This is a genomic window from Ectopseudomonas composti, assembly GCF_900115475.1.
GTDB classification, from domain to species: domain Bacteria; phylum Pseudomonadota; class Gammaproteobacteria; order Pseudomonadales; family Pseudomonadaceae; genus Aquipseudomonas; species Aquipseudomonas composti.
Window position 1 is genome coordinate 110,010 of sequence record NZ_FOWP01000009.1, and the last position, 23,749, is coordinate 133,758.

At 62.0% G+C, this 23,749-nt stretch carries 18 protein-coding genes; 15 read left to right on the forward strand and 3 right to left on the reverse strand.

Annotated features, from left to right (window positions below; genetic code table 11):
- Positions 1-62 precede the first annotated feature (62 nt).
- Positions 63-3,350 (reverse strand): sensor domain-containing protein, encoded by a 3,288-nt coding sequence (locus BM059_RS16805; protein WP_074940212.1) that lies wholly within the window; start codon positions 3,348-3,350, stop codon positions 63-65.
- 102 nt (positions 3,351-3,452) lie between these two features.
- Complete coding sequence (locus BM059_RS16810) at positions 3,453-4,334, reverse strand: LysR family transcriptional regulator (protein ID WP_074940424.1); 882 nt, start codon at positions 4,332-4,334, stop codon at positions 3,453-3,455.
- Positions 4,335-4,558: 224 nt separating this feature from the next.
- On the opposite strand from BM059_RS16810, the gene leuC reads away from it, so the two are divergent.
- The 15 genes from leuC (at position 4,559) to BM059_RS16885 (ending at position 21,938) form a co-directional block, all read left to right on the forward strand.
- Entirely contained in the window at positions 4,559-5,986 is a 1,428-nt protein-coding gene (leuC, locus tag BM059_RS16815; protein ID WP_074940215.1) for a 3-isopropylmalate dehydratase large subunit, read from the forward strand.
- Between the two features lie 11 nt (positions 5,987-5,997).
- The gene (leuD, locus tag BM059_RS16820) at positions 5,998-6,645 is read left to right on the forward strand and encodes a 3-isopropylmalate dehydratase small subunit (protein ID WP_074940217.1); all 648 of its coding nucleotides are present in this window, start codon (positions 5,998-6,000) and stop codon (positions 6,643-6,645) included.
- A gap of 75 nt (positions 6,646-6,720) precedes the next feature.
- Positions 6,721-7,803, forward strand: coding sequence for a 3-isopropylmalate dehydrogenase (gene leuB / locus BM059_RS16825; protein WP_074940220.1), 1,083 nt, complete (start codon positions 6,721-6,723; stop codon positions 7,801-7,803).
- 57 nt (positions 7,804-7,860) lie between these two features.
- Positions 7,861-8,973: an aspartate-semialdehyde dehydrogenase gene (gene asd / locus BM059_RS16830; protein ID WP_074940223.1), complete on the forward strand. Its 1,113-nt coding sequence runs from the start codon at positions 7,861-7,863 to the stop codon at positions 8,971-8,973.
- A 140-nt stretch (positions 8,974-9,113) separates the two neighbouring features.
- Complete coding sequence (locus BM059_RS16835; protein ID WP_074940226.1) at positions 9,114-10,124, forward strand: aspartate-semialdehyde dehydrogenase; 1,011 nt, start codon at positions 9,114-9,116, stop codon at positions 10,122-10,124.
- A 155-nt stretch (positions 10,125-10,279) separates the two neighbouring features.
- Positions 10,280-13,132: a motility hub landmark protein FimV gene (locus BM059_RS16840; protein ID WP_074940230.1), complete on the forward strand. Its 2,853-nt coding sequence runs from the start codon at positions 10,280-10,282 to the stop codon at positions 13,130-13,132.
- Positions 13,133-13,140: 8 nt separating this feature from the next.
- Positions 13,141-14,004 (forward strand): tRNA pseudouridine(38-40) synthase TruA, encoded by an 864-nt coding sequence (gene truA, locus BM059_RS16845; RefSeq protein ID WP_074940232.1) that lies wholly within the window; start codon positions 13,141-13,143, stop codon positions 14,002-14,004.
- Positions 14,005-14,028: 24 nt separating this feature from the next.
- Positions 14,029-14,700 carry a phosphoribosylanthranilate isomerase gene (locus BM059_RS16850; RefSeq protein ID WP_074940233.1) on the forward strand — a complete coding sequence of 224 codons (672 nt, stop codon included), beginning with the start codon at positions 14,029-14,031 and terminating at the stop codon, positions 14,698-14,700.
- 122 nt (positions 14,701-14,822) lie between these two features.
- A complete protein-coding gene (gene accD / locus BM059_RS16855; RefSeq protein WP_037004162.1) occupies positions 14,823-15,707 on the forward strand; it encodes an acetyl-CoA carboxylase, carboxyltransferase subunit beta in 885 nt (294 codons plus the stop codon).
- A complete protein-coding gene (folC, locus tag BM059_RS16860) occupies positions 15,704-16,981 on the forward strand; it encodes a bifunctional tetrahydrofolate synthase/dihydrofolate synthase (RefSeq protein ID WP_074940236.1) in 1,278 nt (425 codons plus the stop codon). Before accD ends, folC begins: the two co-directional genes overlap by 4 nt.
- Before the next feature lie 15 nt (positions 16,982-16,996).
- A complete protein-coding gene (locus BM059_RS16865) occupies positions 16,997-17,614 on the forward strand; it encodes an SPOR domain-containing protein (protein ID WP_074940238.1) in 618 nt (205 codons plus the stop codon).
- 85 nt (positions 17,615-17,699) lie between these two features.
- On the forward strand, positions 17,700-18,221 hold the full coding sequence (locus tag BM059_RS16870; RefSeq protein WP_074940242.1) for a CvpA family protein: 522 nt from the start codon (positions 17,700-17,702) through the stop codon (positions 18,219-18,221).
- 75 nt (positions 18,222-18,296) lie between these two features.
- Complete coding sequence (gene purF, locus BM059_RS16875; protein ID WP_037004158.1) at positions 18,297-19,805, forward strand: amidophosphoribosyltransferase; 1,509 nt, start codon at positions 18,297-18,299, stop codon at positions 19,803-19,805.
- Between the two features lie 142 nt (positions 19,806-19,947).
- Positions 19,948-21,159 carry an O-succinylhomoserine sulfhydrylase gene (locus tag BM059_RS16880; protein ID WP_074940244.1) on the forward strand — a complete coding sequence of 404 codons (1,212 nt, stop codon included), beginning with the start codon at positions 19,948-19,950 and terminating at the stop codon, positions 21,157-21,159.
- Positions 21,160-21,161: 2 nt separating this feature from the next.
- Positions 21,162-21,938 carry an SDR family oxidoreductase gene (locus tag BM059_RS16885; protein WP_037004156.1) on the forward strand — a complete coding sequence of 259 codons (777 nt, stop codon included), beginning with the start codon at positions 21,162-21,164 and terminating at the stop codon, positions 21,936-21,938.
- Between the two features lie 123 nt (positions 21,939-22,061).
- Here BM059_RS16885 and BM059_RS16890 read toward each other — a convergent pair whose 3' ends face one another.
- Positions 22,062-23,726 (reverse strand): electron transfer flavoprotein-ubiquinone oxidoreductase, encoded by a 1,665-nt coding sequence (locus BM059_RS16890; RefSeq protein ID WP_074940247.1) that lies wholly within the window; start codon positions 23,724-23,726, stop codon positions 22,062-22,064.
- Positions 23,727-23,749: the final 23 nt, after the last annotated feature.

Sequence of the window (23,749 nt, forward strand, 5' to 3'; positions counted from 1 at the left end):
ATGAAGAAGGCGCCCCACGGGGCGCCTTCTTCGTTTCAGGGCAGCTAGGGTGCGCTGCCAGGTTACGGCTGCTGGCTGCCCAGTAGTGCGCGAAACGCCTCCTGCGGCAGCGGTTTGCTGAACAGGTAGCCCTGGTAGAGGTGGCAACCCTGAGCTTGCAGGAAATCCAGCTGGTCCTGTTGCTCGACACCCTCGGCGATCAGCGCCAGGCCCAGGCTGCGGGCCATGGCCACGATGGCGCGAATGATCTCGGCATCGTTGGGGTCGCAGGTGGCGTCACGCACGAACGATTGATCGATCTTCAGCATGTCTACCGGCAGGCGTTTGAGGTACGTCAGCGAGCTGTAGCCGGTGCCAAAGTCGTCCATGGCAAAGCTGACGCCATGCTTTTTCAGGCGCAGCATCTTGCCAACGGTGTCGTCTATGTTCTGGATGACGATGCCTTCGGTGATCTCCAGCTTGAGCATGGTGTTGGGCAGTTGGCTGTCGCGCAGGCTGCCCGAGACCCGTTCGACGAAATCGTGCTGGCGAAACTGCCGGGGGCTGATGTTGACGCACAGGCTGAAACGCTCGCCATCGATCAGGTGGCCAGCCAGCAGTTGTGAGCAGAAATGGCAGGCCTCGGCCAGTACCCAGCCGCCGACCTCGACGATCAGCCCGCTTTCCTCGAGAACCTGAATGAACTGCGCAGGCGACTGTGGGCCCAGTTGTGGATGCTGCCAGCGTAGCAGCGCCTCGGCACCGATCACCTTGCCGTCACGGGCATCGACCTGGGGTTGGAAGTGCAGTTCGAACTCGCCGCGGGCCAGGGCCAGGCGCAGATCGTTCTCCAGACGCAGGCGGGCGCTGGCTGCGTCCTGCATGGTGGTACGAAACAGTTGGATGGCGTTGCGCCCGGAATCCTTGGCGCGGTACAGGGCTATATCGGCGCGCTTGAGCAGGTCCGCCGGGGTGTTGCCGTGGTCGGGAATCAGGGCGACGCCGATGCTCGGGGTTACTTGCAGGCGATGGCCGTCCAGCAACATCGGCTCGGCCAGCAGCTGGCGCAGTTTTTCGGCGACCTGGCGTACGCGACGGGTGACTTCCGAGCGCTTGCCCTCCAGGCCGGAGAGCAATACCACGAATTCGTCCCCGCCCAGGCGCGCAACGGTGTCTTCCAGGCGCACGCTGGCTTCCAGTCGGGCAGTGACCAGGCGTAAAACGGAGTCGCCGACCGGATGTCCGAGCGAATCGTTGATGTGCTTGAAGTGGTCGAGGTCGAGGAAGAGCAGGGCGCCGCGTAGGTCATGGCGCTTGAGCAGGGAGATCTGTTGGGTGAGGCGATCCATCAGCAGCGCGCGGTTGGGCAGGTTGGTCAGTGCGTCGTGATAGGCCAGGTGCTGGACTTGCGCCTGGGCTTGTTTCAGCTCGCTGATGTCGCGTGCAGTGAGCAGCAAACAAGGCACGTCATTGAGCTCGATAGGCTGTACGGAGACGTCGACCAGGCGTACCTCGCCATCGCGATGGCGACCGTGCATTTCCATATGCAGCACCTGGCCCTGCTGGGCCAGGTGCTCGATCATGCGCACGCGCTCTTCGGGGTAGGCCCAGATGCTCAGCTCATGCACCGTACGGCCGATCACCTCCCAGTCCTGGTAACCGGTGATGCGGGTGAAGCCTTCGTTGATTTCGATGTAGCGGCCGCTGTCGCGTTCGGTGATGGTGATGGCGTCCGGGCTGGAGTGGAAGGCCTTGGCGAACTTCTCTTCCGAGGCTTGCAGGCGTTGTTCACGCAGCACGCGCTCGCTGATGTCGACCAGCGTGCCGACCATGCGCAGCGGCTGGCCGGCATCGTCGAGTTGCAGCTTGGCGGTGCTTTCGAGAAAACGCAGGCAGCCATTTTCCAACTGCACCCGGTAGGTCACCTGATAATGGCTGCGGCGTTCGTCGACCAGTCGTTGGTAGCTCTGGCGCAGGCTGTGCCGATCTTCCATCGGCACCTGGCGGAAGAAGTCGAGGAAGACACCCTCGAACGGTAGTGATTCCAGGCCTTGGAGCTGGGACGCTCGGGCACTGGCGAACAGCTGGCTGCTGGGAATATGCCAGTCCCAGGTGCCCAGGTCAGCGGACTCCAATGCCAGGCGCAGGCGCTGTTTGCTGTCTTTGAGCGCCTGCTCTTGCGCGCGTTGCTCGGTGATGTTGCGTACGGTCAGGACCAGGCAGGTGTTGCCGTTCAGCTCGATCTCGCCACCGAACAGCAGGTTGCTGGTGACCTTGCCATCGCGGCTGAACAGGCGCACCTCAAGGTTGTCCAGGCGTCCGCTCTGCAGTGCTTCGAGCATGCGCTGGCGGTCATCCGGGTCCGCCCAGATACCCAACTCCAGAGAGGTGCGCCCTACGGCTTCGGCGCTGCTCCAGCCAAACTGCTGTTCGAAGCTCGGGTTGACCTCGATGAAGCGGCCCGTCGTGCGGTCGGTGATGGAGACCGCATCGGGAGTGTGCATGAAGGCCTTGGCGAATTTTTCCTCGCTGGCACGCAGCGCGTTTTCTGCACGCTTGCGCTCGCTGGTATCGAGGAAGGTGCAGAGCATCAGGCGCTCACCCTGCAGTTCGATGTACTGGCTCGACAGGATGCCGTCGAGAATCGCACCGCTGCGGGTGCGCAGTTGCACTTCCTGAATTACCGGCTCCCGGCTCTGCGGAGCCTGCTGGCGAAGTTGGTCGCGCTGGCTGGCGTGGACCCAGAGGTTCAGGTCGTGGGTGTGGAGGCCGAGAATTTCGTTAGCCGTCCAGCCGAAGGCCATAGTGAAGTGCTGGTTGATCTCGATGATCGCGCTGTCGTCGTAGCGCACCAGCATCATGATGTCGGGGCTCAGGCGGAACAGGCTGGCGAAGCGCTCCTCGGATGCGCTCAGTGCTTCGGCGCGCTCCTGCTGGGCGCTGATGTCGCGGATCACGCCGAACATGCGCGGCCGGCCGTCGGCCTCGTACTGCAGGCTTCCGGTGATCTCTAGCCAGTGCAGGCTGCCGTCCGGCCAGCGGATGCGGTGGCGCAGGGCGTTGGCGATCTGCTCGCCCTTGAGGATGGCGTTGAATTTCGCCAGGACTTCGGCGCGCTCCTCTTCGGGGATCAGTTCGATGTAATGCAGCTCGCGCGTTACCGGGCGATTGGGGTCCAGCCCGAACAGTGCCTGGGCGCCGCGCGACCAGTTGACCTGGCCGCTGCGAATGTCCCAGTACCAGGTGCCGAGATGGGCGCCGTTCAGCGCAGCCAGCAAACGTGGCGCATCCTGCCAGGTCTGCTCGAATTCGGCGGGGTCCATCGCCGGTATATGGGGCAGGGGCGGGGTCTGGTCAGTCGATCTGGACATGGCCGAACCTTTCTCCGGAATGCGCGATGCGCGGGGCGGGCGTTAGAGGCATGTAGATACGTTTTTGTCGTTATGCCGCCACGTTAGTCTCAGTTCGGATGCCTATGCAAGATCGTCCCGTTGGCTGTCGAGCAGATCCATGAATGCCCGTGCGGCATTCGAGAGCGTGCGCTCGGTATGCAGGATGTAGCCCAGCTGGCGGGTCAGCTGGATGCCCGGTATCGGCAGGCGCGCGACCTGCTCGTCGAGCATGGTGCGCGGTAGCACGCTCCAGGCCAGGCCGATGGACACCATCATCTTGATGGTTTCCAGGTAGTTGGTGCTCATGGCGATGTTGGGCGTCAGGCTCTGGGCCTCGAACAGGCGCTGGACGATGTGGTGGGTGAAGGTGTTGCCGCCAGGGAAAACCGCCGGGTGCTGTGCCACGTCGGCCAGGCTGATCAACTGGCTGCGCGCCAGCGGGTGTTCCGGTGCGGCGACGAAATCCAGCGGGTCGTCCCATACGGCAACCGCGCGGATCGGCTCACGGGTTTCCGGGGCGAGGGTGATCACTGCCAGTTCGGCGCGGCCATGCAGCACTTCTTCATATGCCACCTCTGAATCGAGGAACTGGATGTCCAGTGCCACCTGCGGGTGGGCGCGGGTGAAGGCGCGCAGCAGGGCGGGGAGGCGGTGCAGGCCGATATGGTGACTGGTGGCGAGGGTCAGGCGGCCGCTGACTTCGCCGGACAGGTTGGTCAGCGCACGACGCGTGTCGTCCAGCACGTTGAGAATCTGGTAAGCGCGCGGCAACAGGGCGCGGCCGGCCTGGGTCAGGCCAATCTCGCGGCCCAGGCGGTCGAACAGGCGCACACCCAGCTGTTGTTCCAGGCCGGCGATGCGTTTGCTCACGGCCGGTTGAGTGAGGTGCAGGCGCTCGCCCGCTTCGGAAAAGCTGCCGGTCTCGGCGATGGCGATGAAGGCATTGAGGTTGGCCAGATCCATGGAACGCTCCGGGTCAGTAATGATGCTCTGAGCATACATTCCTCTTCGGAATCCTTTGAATAAAAAATATGAATTTGAGTTATTTCATGCCTGGCCATAGCATTCTCCCCATAAGCCGAAGGGCCATTTTCGCCCCGGCATAGAAAAGTGCACTTCTGACGCCGAGCGGTGATAACGCAGGCAGTTTACGGATGTGCTCAAAAGGCGCTGATGAGGTAAGGCTGATGACTGGCAAGACGCTCTACGACAAGCTCTGGGAAATGCACGAAGTGAAACGTCGTGACGACGGTTCCTCGTTGATCTACATCGATCGTCACATCCTCCATGAAGTGACCTCGCCGCAGGCTTTCGAAGGTCTGCGCCTGGCCGGGCGCAAGCCGTGGCGCATCGATGCCAACATTGCCACGCCGGATCACAACGTGCCGACCACCAAGGCCGAGCGTCAGGGTGGCCTCGAAGCCATCGCCGACGAAGTCTCGCGTATTCAGGTACAGACCCTGGACGAGAACTGCGATGACTTCGGCATCCTCGAATTCAAGATGAACGACGTGCGCCAGGGCATCGTCCACGTGGTTGGCCCGGAGCAGGGCGCCACCCTGCCAGGTATGACTGTGGTCTGCGGCGACTCGCACACCTCCACCCATGGCGCCTTCGGTGCGTTGGCCCACGGCATCGGCACCTCCGAGGTCGAGCACGTGCTCGCCACCCAGTGCCTGGTGGCCAAGAAGATGAAGAACATGCAGGTACGCGTCGAAGGCAAACTGCCGTTCGGCGTCACCGCCAAGGACATCGTGCTGGCCGTGATCGGCAAGATCGGCACCGCTGGCGGCAATGGCCATGCGTTGGAGTTTGCCGGCAGTGCGATCCGCGATCTGTCGCTGGAAGGGCGCATGACCATCTGCAACATGTCCATCGAGGCCGGCGCCCGTGTGGGCCTGGTGGCGGTGGACGAGAAGACCATCGCCTACGTCAAGGACCGTCCGTTCGCGCCCAAGGGCAGCGACTGGGACAAGGCCGTGGCGCAGTGGCAGACCCTGGTGTCCGACGCCGACGCGGTATTCGACACCGTGGTCGAGCTGAAGGCTGAAGACATAAAGCCGCAGGTCAGCTGGGGCACTTCGCCGGAAATGGTGCTGGCCGTCGACCAGAACGTGCCGGACCCGGCCGTCGAAGGCGATCCGGTGAAGAAGGACTCGATCAGCCGCGCGCTGAAGTACATGGGTCTGAGCGCCAATCAGCCGATCACCGACATTCAGCTCGATCGCGTATTCATCGGTTCCTGCACCAACTCGCGCATCGAAGACCTGCGCGCCGCCGCCGAGGTGGCCAAGGGGCGCAAGGTCGCCGCTACCGTCAAGCAGGCGCTGGTGGTGCCGGGCTCCGGCCTGGTCAAGGCGCAAGCCGAGGCCGAAGGGCTGGACAAGATCTTCATCGAGGCGGGTTTCGAATGGCGTGAGCCGGGTTGCTCCATGTGCCTGGCGATGAACCCGGACAAGCTGGGCAGCGGCGAGCATTGCGCCTCGACCTCCAACCGCAACTTCGAAGGCCGTCAGGGCGCCGGTGGCCGTACCCACCTGGTGAGCCCGGCCATGGCTGCCGCTGCTGCGGTAACCGGTCGTTTCATCGACGTTCGCGAATTGATCCAGGCCTGAGGAGACCGCATATGAGAGCTTTCACCCAACACACCGGCCTGGTCTGCCCGCTCGACCGCGCCAACGTCGACACCGATCAGATCATCCCCAAGCAGTTCCTTAAGTCGATCAAGCGCACCGGCTTCGGCCCCAACCTGTTCGATGAGTGGCGCTACCTGGATGTCGGCCAGCCGAACCAGGACAACTCCAAGCGTCCGATCAACCAGGACTTCGTGCTCAACTTCCCGCGTTACCAGGGCGCCAGCGTGCTGCTGGCCCGCGAGAACTTCGGCTGTGGCTCCTCGCGTGAGCACGCGCCGTGGGCGCTGGACGAGTACGGTTTCCGCACCGTGATCGCGCCGAGCTTCGCCGACATCTTCTTCAACAACAGCTTCAAGAATGGCCTGCTGCCGATCATCCTCAAGGATGAAGAGGTCGATGCGCTGTTCGCGCAGGCCGAGGCCACCGAAGGCTATCAACTGACCGTCGACCTCGAGTCGCAGACCGTGACGCGTCCCGATGGCGTGCAGTACAGCTTCGAGGTCGATGCCTTCCGTAAGCATTGCCTGCTCAACGGTCTGGATGACATCGGCCTGACTCTGCAGGATCAAGAAGCGATCAAGGCGTTCGAGGTCGGTTACCAGCAGGGCAGCCCCTGGCTGTTCGGCGCGATCAAGTAGGGTGCGCTGTGCGCACCGACTGACTCACTGTTTAAATGGTGCGCACGGCGCACCCTACTGCGTATCGAGGATGTGATGAGCAAGCAGATTCTGGTTCTTCCTGGTGACGGCATTGGCCCGGAAATCATGGCCGAGGCGGTCAAGGTGCTGAACCTGGCCAACGACAAGTACGCGCTGGGCTTCGAGCTGAGCTTCGATGACCTGGGCGGTGCCGCCATCGACCGTTACGGCGTACCGCTGGCCGACGAGACCCTGACACGTGCCCGTGCTGCCGATGCGATTCTGCTCGGCGCCGTTGGCGGTCCGAAGTGGGACACAATCGACCCGGCCATCCGCCCTGAGCGTGGCCTGCTGAAGATCCGTTCGCAGCTGGGCCTGTTCGGCAACCTGCGCCCGGCGCTGCTGTACCCGCAGCTGGCCGAGGCCTCCAGCCTCAAGCCCGAAATCGTCGCAGGCCTGGATATCCTCATCGTGCGTGAGCTGACCGGTGGCATCTATTTCGGCCAGCCACGCGAGAGCAAGGTGCTGGAAAACGGCGAGCGCATGGCGTACGACACCCTGCCGTACAGCGAGAGCGAAATCCGCCGCATCGCCAAGGTCGGTTTCGACATGGCCCGTGTGCGTGGCAAGAAGCTGTGCTCGGTGGACAAGGCCAACGTCCTGGCGTCCAGCCAGCTGTGGCGTGCCGTGGTCGAGGAAGTGGCCAAGGACTACCCGGACGTCGAACTGAGCCACATGTACGTCGACAACGCCGCCATGCAACTGGTGCGCGCACCCAAGCAATTCGACGTGATGGTCACCGACAACATGTTTGGTGACATTTTGTCTGACGAAGCTTCGATGCTGACCGGTTCCATCGGCATGCTGCCGTCGGCATCCTTGGACGCCAGCAACAAGGGCATGTACGAGCCGTGCCATGGCTCCGCGCCGGACATCGCCGGCAAGGGCATCGCCAACCCGCTGGCCACTATTCTCTCGGTGTCCATGATGCTGCGTTACAGCTTCGGCCAGGTCGCTGCCGCCGATGCCATCGAGAATGCGGTGAGCCTGGTGCTGGATCAGGGCCTGCGCACGGGCGACATCTGGTCCGAAGGCAAGACCAAGGTCGGTACCGCTGCCATGGGTGATGCAGTAGTCGAAGCGCTGCGTAGTCTGTAATCTTCCCAGCCCCGCCGGGGTGGTTCCGGCGGGCTGTTTATAATAGGTGTAGTCGTTATGAAACGTGTAGGTCTGATCGGTTGGCGTGGCATGGTCGGTTCCGTGCTCATGCAGCGCATGCTGGAAGAACGGGACTTCGACCTGATCGAGCCGGTGTTCTTCACCACTTCCAATGTCGGTGGCCAAGGCCCTGCCATTGGCAAGGACATCGCGACGCTGAAAGATGCCTACAGCATTGACGACCTCAAAGGTCTGGACGTGATCCTGACCTGCCAGGGCGGCGACTACACCAGCGAAGTCTTCCCCAAGCTGCGTGAAGCCGGCTGGCAGGGCTACTGGATCGACGCGGCCTCCAGCCTGCGCATGGACGATGATTCGGTGATCGTGCTCGACCCGGTCAACCGCAAGGTGATCGACCAGGCGCTGGACGCCGGCACCAAGAACTACATCGGCGGAAACTGTACCGTCAGCCTGATGCTGATGGCCCTCGGCGGTCTGTACGAGGCCGGCCTGGTGGAGTGGATGAGCGCCATGACCTACCAGGCCGCTTCAGGTGCGGGTGCGCAGAACATGCGTGAGCTGATCAAGCAGATGGGTGCGATCAACGGCGCTGTCGCCGATGAACTGGCCGATCCGGCCAGTGCCATTCTCGACATCGACCGCAAGGTCGCCGAGGCCATGCGTGGCGAAGGTTTCCCGGTCGACAACTTCGGCGTGCCGCTGGCTGGCAGCCTGATCCCCTATATCGACAAGGAGCTGCCGAACGGGCAGAGCCGCGAAGAGTGGAAGGCGCAGGCCGAAACCAACAAGATTCTCGGCCGCTTCAAGAACCCGATCCCGGTCGACGGCATTTGCGTGCGCATCGGCGCCATGCGTTGCCACAGCCAGGCGCTGACCATCAAGCTGAACAAGGACGTGCCGATGGCCGACATCGAAGGCCTGATCAGCCAGCACAATCCCTGGGTCAAGCTGGTGCCGAATCATCGTGAAGACTCCATTCGCGATCTCGGCCCGACTGCCGTGACAGGTACCCTGAGCGTTCCGGTTGGTCGTCTGCGCAAGCTCAACATGGGCTCGCAGTACCTGGGCGCGTTCACCGTTGGTGACCAGCTGTTGTGGGGCGCTGCCGAGCCGCTGCGGCGCATGCTGCGGATCCTGCTGGAACGCTAAGCGCGGGGCATGCATCTTGAGTCAGACAAAGCCCTTCTGCTGCGGCAGAAGGGCTTTGTCTTTTCTGGGCACCTAAGCTGATTGCCTGGCTGATGGGGCGCGGTTACAGTGCCGCTCCCTCCGCGTCACAGGTCCCCTCCATGAGCCAGTCCATCAATATCGCCGTGATCGGCGCCACCAGCAATGTCGGCGAAGCACTGGTCGAATTGCTCGAAGAGCGTGAGTTCCCGGTGCAGGACCTGCATCTACTGGCCAGTAGCGAGTCGGCGGGGCAGAGCCTTTCATTTCGTGGGCGTCAGGTACGGGTTCGCTCGCTCGATACCTTCGATTTCGCCCAGGTGCAACTGGCGTTTTTCGCCGCAGGGGCAGAGGTCACGCGCACCTGTCGTGAGCGCGTGCTGGCTGCAGGGTGCTCGCTGATCGACCTGAGCGCTGCATTGTCACTGGATCAGGCGCCCTGTGTGTTGCCCGAGCGTGGCGCTGAAGGGCTGCCGGCATTGACCAGGCCTTGGTGTGTCAGTGCGCCCACGCCCTCGGCAGTTGCCTGTGCGCTGGTACTGGCGACACTCAAGCCTGTGCTGCAGCCGCAGCGGTTGCAGGTGACTGCCATGCTGTCTATCTCCACTCTGGGGCGTAGTGGTGTTCAGGAGCTGGCGCGACAAACTGCCGAACTGCTCAACGGGCGTCCGCTGGAGTCGAAGACGATGGATCGGCAGATTGCCTTCAACCTCCTGGCGCAGGTCGGCGCAGTGGACGATCAGGGGCATGCCCAGTTGGAGGTGCGTCTGGCTGCCGAACTGCAGCAACTGTTGGGTTTGCCGGCGCTTCCAGTGGCGGCAACCTGCGCGCTGGTGCCGGTGTTCTTTGGTGACAGCCTGGCAGTTGGCGTGCAGTCTGATGCGGATATTGATGTGCTCGCAGTACAGCAACTGCTCGAAGCCGAGCAGGGCATCGAATTGGTCGAGGCAGGTGACTACCCGACGGCAGTGGGCGATGCAGTGGGGCAGGATCAGGTGTATGTCGGGCGTGTTCGTCGTGGCGTGAGTGATCCAAGGCAACTCAATTTGTGGATTGCGTCTGATAATGTGAGAAAAGGCGCCGCCTTGAATGCTGTGCAAATAGCGGAGTTATTGATAAAACACTATCTGTAAAAGATACTTACCTAGAAATTTGAAGAATCTTTCTAGCTTGGCAATACTGGCTGAGTTGATTGCTGAATGGGGAGCCGCTCTCGGAGCGGAGGCAGGCAGCAGTTCTCAAGACCCTCTCGCATGCCGAGAAAAAAGATAAAACAAGGGATAACGCTATGGTTCGGGTTCGCAAACTGGTGCTGGCAATCGCAGCCGCTTCCGCGCTGTCTTCCGGTATGGCGCATGCGTTGGGGTTGGGTGAAGTTACCCTGCAATCCTCTTTGAATCAGCCGTTGGTAGCGGAAATCGAATTGCTGGAGGTGCGCGATCTAGCCTCCAACGAGGTGATTCCCACTCTCGCGTCCCCTGAGGAATTCGTCAAAGCGGGTGTCGACCGCCAGTACTTCCTGACCGATCTCAAATTCACTCCCGTATTGAAGCCCAACGGCAAGAGCGTGATTCGCGTCACCTCGAGCAAGGCAGTACGCGAACCCTACCTCAACTTCCTGGTAGAAGTGCTCTGGCCGAATGGTCGGTTGCTGCGTGAATACACCCTGCTGCTCGATCCGCCGCTTTACTCTCCGCAAACTACCGTAGCCGCTGCGCCGCAGTTGCCCATCGCCGCGCCCGCACCGCGTCCGTCTGTGGCACCTGCACCTGCACCTGCACCGCGCAGCGCTGCCCCCGCGCCGGCTCCGCGTCCTGCCGCGCCGGCACCTGCGTCGCGCGCCATTTCCGGTAACGAATACAAAACTACTGCCAACGACACGCTGTGGGAAATCGCTCAGCGCGTCGGTGGTAGTTCCTCGGTCAACCAGACCATGCTAGCCATTCAGGACCTGAACCCTGATGCCTTCATTGGCGGCAATATCAACCGCATGAAGAGTGGCCAGGTGCTGCGTCTGCCGGACGAACAGCAGATTCGTAGCCGCAGCAATACCGAGGCGGTCGCTCAGGTTGCCGAACAGAATGCCGCCTGGCGCGAAGGTCGTGCGGTCGCTTCGCGTCAGCTGGATGCTACTCGCCGTACCACGGCGGGCGCCGCGCCGGCGACTGCAGAGGCGGGTGATAGCCTGAAGCTGGTCGCTGCTGAAGCAGGCCAATCCACTCGCGGTAGCGATACCGGGTCGGCCAACAGCAAAGCGCTGGCCGACAAGCTCGCCGTGACTCAGGAAAGCCTGGACTCGACTCGTCGCGAGAATGCTGAACTGCAGAGCCGTGTAGGTGATTTGCAAAGCCAGCTGGACAAGCTGCAGCGTCTGATGGAGCTGAAGGATAGTCAGTTGGCCAAGTTGCAGGCCAACCTCTCCGCAGAACCCGCAGCTCCTGCTCCCGCTACAACGCAAGAGCCGGCTACGGAAACACCAGCGGAAACCCCAGTAGCGGCACCTGAGGCCGCGCCGCCAGCTACGGAGGCGGCAACACCGCCTGCTACGCCGCCTGAGGAGGCGGCGCCTGACTACAACTACTCCGAGGAGCCGGCTGCGCCTGTCGAGGACAGCGCCGCCGCCACCGAACAGCCGGCCAGTGAGCCGGCTGCTGTCGTTGAGCCTGCTGCTCCGGCTCCGGCTCCGGCCAAACCGGTCGAAGCCGCCAAACCCGCTGCGCCCGCACCGGCTCCAGCAGCGCAGAGCTTCATCGATGATCTGATGGCCAACCCAATGACCCTGGGGCTGGCGGGTGGTGGTGCGCTGCTGCTGCTGTTGGTGGGTCTGATGGCGCTGTCGCGTCGCAACGCCATGAAGGAAGCCGAGCTGCAAGAGGAACTGGCCGACGATCTGTCTCAGGATCAGGCCTTTGCATCCGATCTGGACATGCCGGAAGACAGTTTCGCAGGTCTCGACGACGAGCCTGTGCAGTCCGCACAAGCTGCGGGTGAAGAGCGTGTTATCGCGCAGACGGGTGATGCGCTGGGTGAGGCCGATATCTACATCGCCTACGGCCGTTTCAACCAGGCGGCGGAGCTGCTGCAGAACGCGATCAACGACGAGCCGCATCGTACTGATCTGCGCCTGAAACTGATGGAAGTTTATGCCGAGCTGGGTGACCGCGAAGGCTTTGCCCGTCAGGACAATGAGTTGCGCGAGATCGGTGGTGTCAATGCCGAGGCCGAGCAACTGAAGTCCAAGTACCCGGCTATCGCCGCCTTTGCAGGTGGTGCCGGTGTGGTGGCTGCCGCTGCGGCTGCTGATGACGACATGAGCGAATTCAGCCTGGATGACCTCAGCCTGGACGAGCCAGCCGCCGAAGCACCTGCGTCCAACGCTGGTGATCTGGATGATGCTTTCGACCTCAGTCTGGACGACCTCGAGGCCGATCTGGAAAATGATCTGCAATCCGCCAAGGCTGAGGACGCTCCTCTGTCGCTGGATGATGACCTGGACTTCGGTCTGGTTGACGAGCCCGCTACGCCGGCCGCTTCCACCGAAGATGATCTGGACTTCGACCTGGCGCTGGATGACGACAAGGTCGAGTTGTCGCAACCGGCCGATGATCTGTCCGCGTTCAGCCTGGATCTGGATGAGCCGGCACCAGCTACCAGCGATGACGCCGATGACTTTCTGCTGAGCCTCGACGATGATGCGCCGCTGAGCCAGCCTGCCAATGACCTGTCCGACTTGAGCCTCGATCTGTCGGAAGAAACCCCGGCTGTCGATCTCGACCTGCCGGCTGACTTCGACCTGTCGCTCGAAGACGAAGCGCCGGCTCAGCCGGTTGTCGAACCTGACAGCTTCGCTGCGCAGCTGGATGAAGTGACCGCCGAGCTGGATCAGCTGTCGACTGATTTCGAAGAACCGCAGGGTACTCCGCTAGCACCGATCGATAGTCTGTCCAGTGATCTGGATGGCGACGATGACTTCGACTTCCTCTCCGGCACCGACGAGACAGCAACCAAGCTGGATCTGGCGCGTGCCTACATCGACATGGGCGACACCGAGGGTGCTCGCGATATTCTCGATGAGGTGATGGCCGAGGGGAACGATGTACAGCAGCAGGAAGCTCGCGAGATGATTTCCAAGATGGTTTGATCTATTCCATGTCTGACGCAGTACCTGTAGCGGCCGCCGAAATGGCGGCCGCTGGCTTTTTCAGAATCGCACTGGGCCTTGAGTACAAAGGCGCACGTTATCGTGGTTTTCAGCGCCAGGGGCCGAATGTGCCGTCTATCCAGGGACATCTGGAGGCTGCTTTGTCCAAGGTCTCTGGTGGTGCGCCGGTGAGTATCCTCTGTGCGGGGCGTACCGACGCCTCGGTGCATTCCAGTGGTCAGGTGGTGCATTTCGATACCACTGTCGAGCGTTCGCTGCATGCCTGGATCATGGGTGCCAACATGAATTTGCCAGGTGATATCAGTGTGACCTGGGCAAAGGTGATGCCGGCTCGCTTCCATGCGCGCTTTTCTGCCATGGCACGGCGTTATCGGTACGTGATCTACAACGATCCGATTCGCCCAGCGCATATGGCCGAAGAGGTGACCTGGAATCATCGGCCGCTTGACGTGGCGCGCATGCGGGAAGCAGCCCTGGCGCTGGTCGGGACGCATGACTTCAGTGCATTTCGGGCGACGCGCTGCCAGGCCAAATCACCGGTCAAGACCGTGCATCATCTGCAGTTGATCGAGCATGGCCGCTTCATTGTTCTGGATATACGTGCAAACGCCTTCCTGCATCATATGGTGCGAAACATCGCCGGTGTGTTGATGACGATTGGGGCTGGTGAACGCTCGCCTGAGTGGGCGCGGGAAGTGCTCGAGCGCGGAGATCGGCATAGTGGGGGAGTGACTGCACATCCCTATGGCCTGTATCTGATACAGGTCGATTACCCGGAGGAGTTCGAATTGCCACAGCGCTATCTCGGGCCGCATTTTCTCTCCGGTCTGCCGGACGTGCGGCAGCCATAACCCTTTGTTACCATCCGAGTCCGCATGGCAAGAGGTGTCAACGTGACGCTCGTACGCAGCAAGATTTGTGGGATCACTCGCCTCGAGGATGCATTGGCGGCGGTGGAGGCGGGAGCTGACGCCATTGGCCTAGTGTTCTATGCGAAAAGCCCGCGGGCAGTCAGTATCGAGCAGGCCGCCGCGGTCTTGCGGGCGTTGCCACCGTTCGTGACCACTGTCGGGCTGTTCGTCGATATGCCGCGCGATGAATTGCAGCACTTGTTGCAGCGCCTGCCGTTGGATCTGCTGCAGTTTCACGGTGATGAGTCGCCGGCGGACTGCGAGGGTTACGGTCGCCCTTATATCAAGGCATTGCGTGTTCGCCCCGGCGAGGATGTGTCAGCAGCGATGGCGCCCTACGAAGGTGCGTGCGGCATCCTGCTGGATACCTTTGTCGACGGCGTGCCGGGAGGCACAGGCGCTTCATTCGACTGGTCACTGGTACCCGAAGATGCTGGCAAGCCAGTCATTCTGGCCGGTGGCCTCGACGCAGGCAACGTAGCGGCGGCGATTCGCCAGGTGCGCCCCTACGCGGTGGATGTCAGCGGTGGGGTAGAGGCCAGTAAAGGCATAAAGGATGCAGGCAAGATTCGCGCGTTCATTCAGGCCGTGCAGGGCGTGCGATGTGACGGCGACTCGAGCGAGGCCGTCAATTAGCCTGTCACACCGCCAGCAGGCAGCCCTGGGCTGACCTGCCAATGCGGCGAAAAAGAATTGCTGGAGGTGGGCGTCCATCGTGAGTCGCTCGCCCGAACCAACGGTTATGGAGAAATGACAGCATGAGCAACTGGTTGGTAGACAAACTCATTCCCTCGATCATGCGTTCCGAGGTGAAGAAAAGCTCGGTGCCTGAAGGCTTGTGGCACAAGTGCCCGTCCTGTGAGGCTGTGCTTTATCGTCCCGAGCTGGAAAAGACGCTCGATGTCTGCCCCAAGTGCAACCATCACATGCGTATCGGCGCGCGCGCGCGTATCGATCTGTTCCTCGATGCCGACGGCCGCGAGGAGATCGGTGCCGACCTAGAGCCGGTCGACCGCCTGAAATTCCGTGACAGCAAGAAGTACAAGGATCGCCTGGTTGCCGCGCAGAAGCAGACGGGCGAGAAAGATGCGTTGATTTCCATGAGCGGTACCCTCGAGGGGATGCCGATCGCGGTCTGTGCGTTCGAGTTCTCCTTCATGGGCGGCTCTATGGGCGCCGTTGTCGGTGAACGTTTCGTCCAGGCGGCCAATGTTGCGCTGGAAAAGCGTTGCCCTCTGGTGTGCTTCTCCGCTTCCGGCGGTGCACGCATGCAGGAAGCGCTGATCTCGCTGATGCAGATGGCCAAGACATCCGCCGCTCTGGCGCGCCTGCGTGAAGAAGGCCTGCCGTTCATTTCCGTGCTGACCGATCCTGTCTACGGTGGGGTTTCCGCCAGTCTGGCGATGCTCGGTGACGTTATCGTTGCCGAACCGAAGGCGCTGATCGGTTTCGCTGGCCCGCGCGTAATCGAGCAGACCGTGCGCGAGAAACTGCCAGAAGGCTTCCAGCGCAGCGAGTTCCTGCTGGAGCACGGTGCTATCGACATGATCATCCCGCGTAACGAACTGCGTCCACGCCTGGCGCGTCTGCTCGCGCAGCTAATGAACCGTCCTTCTCCGGTTTCCCTGCCGGCCACTGCATGACCGAACGTAGCCTGGGCGAGTGGCTCGCCTATCTCGAGCAGTTGCATCCCTCGGCCATCGACATGGGCCTGGAGCGCTCGCGCGAGGTGGCGCGCCGCCTCGGCCTCGGCAAGCCCGCGCCGCTGGTGATCACGGTCACCGGCACCAATGGCAAGGGTTCTACCTGCGCTTTTTTCGCCAGCTTGATTGCTGCCCAGGGGCAGCGTGTCGGCGTATACAGCTCGCCTCATCTGCTGCGCTATAACGAGCGCGTGCTCGTGCAGGGGGTCGAAGCAAGCGACCAAGGGCTGTGCCAGGCTTTCGCTGCGGTCGAGGCCGCGCGTGGCGAGATTTCCCTGACCTATTTCGAGATGGGAACGCTGGCTGCCTTCTGGTTGTTCGAGCGCGCTCACCTCGATGCGGTGGTGCTTGAAGTTGGCCTCGGTGGGCGTCTGGATGCGGTGAATCTGGTCGATGCCGATCTGGCGTTGATCACCAGCATTGGTCTGGATCACGCTGACTGGCTGGGCGATACCCGTGAGTCAGTGGCCTTCGAAAAGGCTGGGATCATGCGTGCCGGCAAGCCGGCATTGTGCGGTGACCTCGACCCGCCGCAGCCATTGCTGGAGCAAGCGGCCGTTTTGGACACGCCGCTGTTCCTGCGGGGGCGCGATTATGATCTGAGCGTGCAGGAGCAGGATTGGTCCTGGTATGGGCTCGACGAGCAGGGCTGCGTGCTGCGACTGGAGCAACTGCCGCTTCTCGATCTGCCGATGGAAAACGCCGCGCTGGCATTGCAGGCCTATGCGCTTTTGCCGTTGCCCTGGAATCACCAGCAGATCGTGCAGGCCCTGCTCGCCACGCGGGTGACAGGGCGTCTGGATCGCCGCGCACTGGATTGGCGAGGTAAGTCGCTCACACTGTTGCTCGATGTTGGGCATAATCCCCATGCAGCTGACTATCTGGCACAGCGCCTGGAGAGTCGTCCGCTGAATGGCAAGCGTTGGGCGGTATTCGGTCTGTTGGCCGACAAGGATTTGCCTGGTGTGGTAGCACCGCTGCTGAGTCAGGTCACAGGCTGGGCTGTGGCACCGCTCGATACGCCGCGCTCACGTGGTGCCGCTGAACTGGCCGAGCACCTGCGGGGGCAGGGCGCGAAGGTGGTGCAGTACGCGGATGTCCGTGCCGCGCTCGAGGCGCAGTGCGAGCAAGCTGCCGAGGGTGACGAAATACTGTTGTTCGGATCGTTTTTCTGCGTGGCCGAGGCCCTGGATTGGCTGGCCCGCCCGGCTTGATAAGGGGATTGGGGGATGGCAATGCTGGACAAGGTGCTCAAGCAGCGCATGGTCGGTGCTCTGGTGCTGGTCGCACTGGCGGTGATTTTCCTGCCGATGCTGCTGTCGCGCGAGGACGAGATGCGGCGCGTGGTGGTGGATGCTCCGGCCATGCCGCAAGCGCCGGCCGCTGCCGAAATCATCGTCGAACCTGCAGAAGTGGTCGAGCCCGAAGCATTGCCGCAGGAGCCTGTGCCGGTCGAAGAGGTAGAGCCTCAGATCGTCGAAGTCCCTGAGCAGCCCAAGCCAACGCCGCCGCCTGCTGTCCAGCCGAGCAAGCCCGAGCCGGCCAAGACCGAGCAAGCGGCCAGTGCGACGCCGGCCAAGCCTGACGCACGTTTGGATGCCAACAGCCTGCCGATCAGTTGGTCGGTGCAACTGGCCAGCCTGTCCAGCCGTGGTGGCGCCGAGAACCTGCAGAAAACCCTGCGCAGTCAGGGCTATAACGCCTACATCCGTACCTTCGACGGGATGAATCGCGTGTTCGTAGGTCCTTTGATCGAGCGCGCAGAGGCCGAACGTCTGCGTGACCAGCTCAATCGCCAGCACAAGCTGAGTGGTTTCGTGGTGCGTTTCCAGCCTGAGGCGGGCTGAGTCCATCGTTGACATGCAAAGCCCGGTTACCCGATTCGCCGGGCTCTGCTAAAATGCTCCGCCTTTCCCGCTGGTAGGCCGCACCGTGGTATTCACCTGGGTCGATTGGGCGATCATCGCCGTCATCGCCATTTCTAGTCTGATCAGTCTCAAGCGCGGCTTCGTCAAGGAAGCGCTGTCGTTGCTGACCTGGATCATCGCAGGTGTGGTCGCCTGGATGTTCGGTGGCGCACTGGCCCAGCACCTCGTTGAATTTATCGAAACGCCTTCTGCACGGGTAATAGCGGCCTGTGCCATTCTCTTCATCGCCACCTTGCTGGTGGGGGCTCTGGTCAATTTTCTCATTGGTGAGCTGATCCGTGTGACAGGCCTGTCCGGCACCGACCGTTTTCTCGGCATGGTATTCGGCGCCGCGCGCGGTGGTTTGCTAGTCGTGCTGCTGGTTGGGCTGACCAGCCTGGCACCGGTGGAGCAGGATACGTGGTGGCAACAGTCGCAACTGGTGCCGCATTTTCTGATGGTCGCCGACTGGTCGAAAAACCTCATCCTGGGGTGGTCCGGTCAGTGGTTTAGCAGTGGGTCGGCTCACCCAGCCGATCTGCTTTAAAAGAGTGGCCGCTGCGGATTAACCGCTGCATCGGTCGCTGAATTAGCCTGAATTATCTAGCAGGGGTCGTGGCACATGTGTGGCATCGTCGGTATCGTCGGTAAATCGAACGTCAATCAGGCGCTGTATGACGGGCTGACCGTCCTCCAGCACCGCGGCCAGGATGCTGCCGGTATTGTCACCAGCCATGATGGCCGCCTGTTCCTGCGCAAGGACAATGGCCTGGTGCGTGATGTCTTCCAGCAGCGCCACATGCAGCGTCTGGTCGGCCACATGGGCATCGGCCACGTGCGCTATCCGACTGCTGGCAGTTCCAGCTCGGCCGAGGCGCAGCCGTTCTACGTCAACTCGCCCTATGGCATCACCCTGGCGCACAACGGCAACCTGACCAACGTCGAACAGTTGGCCAAGGAAATCTACGAGTCCGACCTGCGCCACGTGAACACCAATTCCGATTCGGAAGTGCTGCTCAACGTGTTCGCCCACGAGCTGGCTCAGCGCGGCAAACTGCAGCCGACCGAGGAAGACGTGTTCGCCGCCGTCACTCACGTGCATGAGCGCTGCCTGGGCGGCTACGCCGTGGTGGCGATGATCACTGGCTACGGCATCGTCGGCTTCCGCGACCCCAACGGTATCCGCCCGATCGTCTTTGGCCAGCGTCACACCGACGAGGGCGTGGAGTACATGATCGCTTCCGAGAGCGTGTCGCTGGACGTGCTCGGTTTCACCCTGATCCGCGACCTGGCGCCGGGCGAGGCGGTTTACATCACCGAAGAAGGCAAGCTGTTTACCCGTCAGTGCGCGGCCAATCCGCAGTACGCGCCGTGCATCTTCGAGCACGTTTACCTGGCGCGTCCGGATTCGATCATGGACGGCATTTCGGTGTACAAGGCGCGTCTGCGCATGGGCGAAAAGCTGGCCGACAAGATTCTCCGCGAGCGTCCGGAGCATGACATCGACGTGGTCATCCCGATTCCTGATACCAGCCGCACCGCGGCGCTGGAGCTGGCCAACCACCTGGGCGTGAAGTTTCGCGAAGGCTTCGTCAAGAACCGCTACATCGGGCGTACCTTCATCATGCCTGGCCAGGCGGCGCGCAAGAAATCCGTGCGGCAGAAGCTCAACGCCATCGAGCTGGAGTTTCGCGGCAAGAACGTGATGCTGGTGGACGACTCCATCGTCCGTGGCACCACCTGCAAGCAGATTATCCAGATGGCCCGTGAAGCCGGTGCGAAGAACGTCTACTTCTGCTCGGCAGCCCCGGCGGTGCGCTACCCGAACGTCTACGGCATCGACATGCCTAGCGCCCATGAGCTGATCGCGCACGGCCGCACCACTGAAGAGGTCTGCGAGCTGATTGGTGCCGACTGGCTGGTTTATCAGGACCTGCCGGATCTGATCGAGGCGGTCAGTGGCAGCAAGAAGATCAAGATCGACAACTTCGACTGTGCCGTGTTCGATGGCAAGTACGTGACCGGTGACGTCGACGAAGCCTATCTGGACAAGATCGAGCAGGCGCGCAACGACGCCAGCAAGGTCAAATCGCAGGCCGTCAGCGCGATCATCGATCTGTATAACAACTGATGCGAGCGGGCAGGGCATCGTTCCTGCCCGTTTCGAGGGTGCGCCTGGTGCGCGCTAAAGTCCGTAGCCCGGATGCAATCCGGGGGAATATCACATTGAATTTCCCGGATTGCATCCGGGCTGCTTTTCGTGAGGTAGCGATATGACCCAGGAATGGGAAGCCGGCAGGCTCGATAGCGACCTGGATGGCGTAGGCTTCGATACTTTGGCGGTGCGTGCTGGTCAGCATCGTTCGCCCGAGGGTGAGCATGGTGAGGCGTTGTATCTGACGTCCAGTTACGTATTCCGTACTGCGGCTGACGCTGCCGCGCGCTTCGCCGGTGAAGTGCCGGGTAACGTCTACTCGCGTTATACCAACCCCACCGTGCGCACCTTCGAGGAGCGCATCGCCGCGCTGGAAGGCGCTGAGCAGGCCGTAGCCACTGCCTCCGGTATGTCGGCGATCCTGGCCATCGTCATGAGCCTGTGCAGTGGTGGCGACCATGTGCTGGTATCGCGCAGCGTATTCGGCTCCACCATCAGCCTGTTCGAGAAGTACCTCAAGCGCTTCGGTATCGCGGTGGATTACGTGCCGTTGGCCGATTTGAACGCATGGGAAGCGGCGTTCAAAGCCAATACCAAGCTGCTGTTCGTCGAGTCACCCTCCAATCCACTGGCTGAGCTAGTGGATATCGCGGCATTGGCTGAAATCGCTCATGCTCGCGGCGCGCTACTGGCGGTGGACAACTGCTTCTGCACGCCCGCGCTGCAGCAGCCACTGAAGCTTGGCGCCGACATCGTCATGCATTCGGCGACTAAATACATCGATGGCCAGGGTCGTGGTCTGGGCGGTGTGGTGGCCGGTCGCAGTGAGCAGATGAAGGAAGTGGTGGGTTTCCTGCGTACCGCCGGGCCGACCCTGAGCCCGTTCAACGCCTGGATGTTCGTCAAGGGCCTGGAGACGCTGCGCATTCGTATGCGTGCGCAGAGCGAGAGCGCCCTGCAGTTGGCGCTGTGGCTGGAACAGCAGCCGCAGGTCGAGCGCGTGTATTACGCGGGGCTACCTAGCCATCCGCAGCATGAGTTGGCGAAAAAGCAGCAGAGCGCCTTTGGCGCGGTGGTCAGTTTCGAGGTCAAGGGCGGGCGTGAGGCCGCCTGGAAGGTGATCGATGGCACCCGTGTCATCTCGATCACCACCAATCTCGGCGATACCAAGACCACCATCGCCCACCCGGCAACCACCTCGCATGGCCGGCTGACGCCGCAGGAGCGTGCCAACGCTGGTATCAGCGACAGTCTGATTCGCGTTGCCGTGGGCCTGGAAGAGCTGGAAGACCTCAAGGCGGATCTGGCGCGCGGCCTGGCTGCACTCTGAGCATGTTGGAGTGGGGCGCGAATGACACGTCCAGCAACGGGCGTGTCGCGCTGGTCACCGGTGCCGCGCGCGGTATCGGCCTGGGCATCAGTGCCTGGTTGATCACCGAGGGCTGGCAGGTGGTGCTGGCTGACGTCGATCGTGAGCGCGGCTCCAGAGTGGCGCGGGCATTGGGCGACAACGCCTGGTTCGTCGTCATGGACGTGGCCAAGGAAGATCAGGTGAATCTCGCTGTCGCCGAGGTGCTCGGCCAGTTCGGTCGCCTCGATGCGTTGGTGTGCAATGCGGCTATCTCCGATCCCTACACGCCGCCGCTGGAGTCGCTCGATCTCAAGCGTTGGAATCGCATGCTGGCCGTTAACCTGACTGGCGCGATGCTGCTGGCCAAGCATTGCGCGCCGTACCTGCGTGGTCATCGTGGCGCCATCGTCAATATCGCCTCGACCCGTGCCAGCCAGTCCGAGGCCGACTGCGAGGCTTATGCGGCGAGCAAGGGTGGCCTCGTTGCCCTTACGCATGCGCTGTCGGTCAGCCTGGGGCCTGAGGTTCGGGTCAACTGCGTCAGCCCTGGCTGGATCGATGCCCGTGATCCGTCGCAGCAGCGCCTGGAGCCGTTATCGGTATTCGATCATGCGCAGCATCCGGTCGGTCGTGTTGGTACGGTGGAGGATGTCGCGGCGCAGGTCGCCTGGCTGCTGTCCGATGCGGCCGCTTTCGTCACTGGGCAGGAATTCGTCATCGACGGCGGCATGAGCCGCAAGATGATCTACCAGGACTGAGTGCGGTAGGGCGGGTGCAACCCGCCGGCAGGCTATGGCGGGTTACACCCGCCCTACAACTGTTGCAGATTTGGCAAAAACGAAAAAGGCTCCCTAGGGAGCCTTTTTCATGTGTGGCGCGAATTACATGTTGGGGTAGTTCGGCCCGCCGGTGCCTTCTGGAGCGATCCAGGTGATGTTCTGCGCCGGATCCTTGATGTCACAGGTTTTGCAGTGCACGCAGTTCTGCGCGTTGATCTGGAACTTCTTCTCGCCGTCTTCCTGCGTCACCACCTCGTACACACCGGCCGGGCAGTAGCGCTGCGCCGGTTCGTCGTACAGCGGCAGGTTCTTCTCCAGCGGAATGCTCGGGTCGGTGAGCTTCAGGTGGCAAGGCTGCTCTTCTTCGTGGTTGGTGTTGGAGAGGAACACCGAGCTCAGTTTGTCGAAGCTGAGTTTGCCGTCCGGTTTCGGATAGGCGATCTTCGCGCACTCTGCAGCCGGCTTCAGGCAGGCGTAGTCCGGCTTGTTGTCGTGCAGGGTGAAGGGGGCCTTGCCGCCGAAGATGTTCTGGTCCAGCCAGTTGATGCCGCCGCCGACGATGGCGCCGTATTTGTGGATGGCTGCGCCGAAGTTGCGGCTGCGGAACAGTTCGTCGTACAGCCAGCTGGCCTTGAAACCATCGACGTAGTTGTTCAGCTCGTCACCGCCTTCGCGGCCGGCCGCCAGGGCCTCGGTGATGGCGTCAGCGGCGAGCATGCCGGACTTCATCGCGGTGTGGCTGCCCTTGATCTTGGCGAAGTTCAGGGTGCCGAGGTCACAGCCGATCAGGGCGCCGCCGGGGAAGACCATTTTCGGCAGTGAATTCAGACCGCCCTTGGCGATGGCGCGTGCGCCATAGGCGACGCGCTTGCCGCCTTCCAGGTACTGGGCAATCACCGGATGGTGCTTGTAGCGCTGGAATTCGTCGAACGGCGACAGGTGCGGGTTGGCGTAGGACAGGTCGATGATCAGGCCGACCACTACCTGGTTGTTCTCCAGGTGATAGAGGAAGGAGCCGCCGGTGTTTTCGGTGCCCATGATATCCATCGGCCAGCCGGCGGTGTGTACCACCAGGCCCTGGTCGTGCTTGGCCGGATCGATGTCCCAGATTTCTTTGATGCCGATGCCGTAGTGCTGGGCGTCGGCTTCGCTGTCGAGGTTGTACTTCTTGATCAGCTGCTTGCCGATATGGCCACGGCAGCCTTCGGCGAACAGGGTGTACTTGGCGCGCAGCTCCATGCCTGGGGTGTAGTAGCCTTCCTTCGGATTGCCCTCACGGTCGACGCCCAGGTCGCCGGTGACGATGCCACGCACCACGCCGTTTTCGTCGATCAGCGCTTCTTGAGCGGCGAAGCCGGGATAGATCTCAACGCCCAGGTTCTCGGCCTGCTGAGCCAGCCAGCGGCACAGATTACCCAGGGAAATGATGTAATTGCCTTCGTTATGCATGGTTTTCGGCACAAAGAAGTCTGGAATTCGGGTAGCCTTGTCAGCGTCGCGCAGCAGATAGATGTCATCGCGCTTGACCGGGGTGTTCAGCGGGGCGCCGAGTTCTTTCCAGTCGGGGAAGAGTTCGTTCAGGGCGCGCGGTTCGAACACTGCACCAGAGAGGATGTGAGCGCCAACTTCGGAGCCTTTCTCGACCACGCAGACGCTGATCTCCTGGCCCGCTTCAGCGGCTTTCTGCTTCAGTCGGCAGGCGGCGGACAGTCCGGACGGGCCGGCGCCGACGATGACGACGTCGAACTCCATAAATTCGCGTTCCACAGGCTATCTCCTACTCAAGGCTC

What these genes read in the sequence shown, in the direction of transcription:
- BM059_RS16805 (WP_074940212.1), bottom strand. Translation starts at nt 3,350, where the DNA reads ATGTCCAGATCGACTGACCAGACCCCGCCCCTGCCCCATATACCGGCG.
- BM059_RS16810 (WP_074940424.1), bottom strand. Translation starts at nt 4,334, where the DNA reads ATGGATCTGGCCAACCTCAATGCCTTCATCGCCATCGCCGAGACCGGC.
- leuC (WP_074940215.1), top strand. Translation starts at nt 4,559, where the DNA reads ATGACTGGCAAGACGCTCTACGACAAGCTCTGGGAAATGCACGAAGTG.
- leuD (WP_074940217.1), top strand. Translation starts at nt 5,998, where the DNA reads ATGAGAGCTTTCACCCAACACACCGGCCTGGTCTGCCCGCTCGACCGC.
- leuB (WP_074940220.1), top strand. Translation starts at nt 6,721, where the DNA reads ATGAGCAAGCAGATTCTGGTTCTTCCTGGTGACGGCATTGGCCCGGAA.
- asd (WP_074940223.1), top strand. Translation starts at nt 7,861, where the DNA reads ATGAAACGTGTAGGTCTGATCGGTTGGCGTGGCATGGTCGGTTCCGTG.
- BM059_RS16835 (WP_074940226.1), top strand. Translation starts at nt 9,114, where the DNA reads ATGAGCCAGTCCATCAATATCGCCGTGATCGGCGCCACCAGCAATGTC.
- BM059_RS16840 (WP_074940230.1), top strand. Translation starts at nt 10,280, where the DNA reads ATGGTTCGGGTTCGCAAACTGGTGCTGGCAATCGCAGCCGCTTCCGCG.
- truA (WP_074940232.1), top strand. Translation starts at nt 13,141, where the DNA reads ATGTCTGACGCAGTACCTGTAGCGGCCGCCGAAATGGCGGCCGCTGGC.
- BM059_RS16850 (WP_074940233.1), top strand. Translation starts at nt 14,029, where the DNA reads ATGGCAAGAGGTGTCAACGTGACGCTCGTACGCAGCAAGATTTGTGGG.
- accD (WP_037004162.1), top strand. Translation starts at nt 14,823, where the DNA reads ATGAGCAACTGGTTGGTAGACAAACTCATTCCCTCGATCATGCGTTCC.
- folC (WP_074940236.1), top strand. Translation starts at nt 15,704, where the DNA reads ATGACCGAACGTAGCCTGGGCGAGTGGCTCGCCTATCTCGAGCAGTTG.
- BM059_RS16865 (WP_074940238.1), top strand. Translation starts at nt 16,997, where the DNA reads ATGGCAATGCTGGACAAGGTGCTCAAGCAGCGCATGGTCGGTGCTCTG.
- purF (WP_037004158.1), top strand. Translation starts at nt 18,297, where the DNA reads ATGTGTGGCATCGTCGGTATCGTCGGTAAATCGAACGTCAATCAGGCG.
- BM059_RS16880 (WP_074940244.1), top strand. Translation starts at nt 19,948, where the DNA reads ATGACCCAGGAATGGGAAGCCGGCAGGCTCGATAGCGACCTGGATGGC.
- BM059_RS16885 (WP_037004156.1), top strand. Translation starts at nt 21,162, where the DNA reads ATGTTGGAGTGGGGCGCGAATGACACGTCCAGCAACGGGCGTGTCGCG.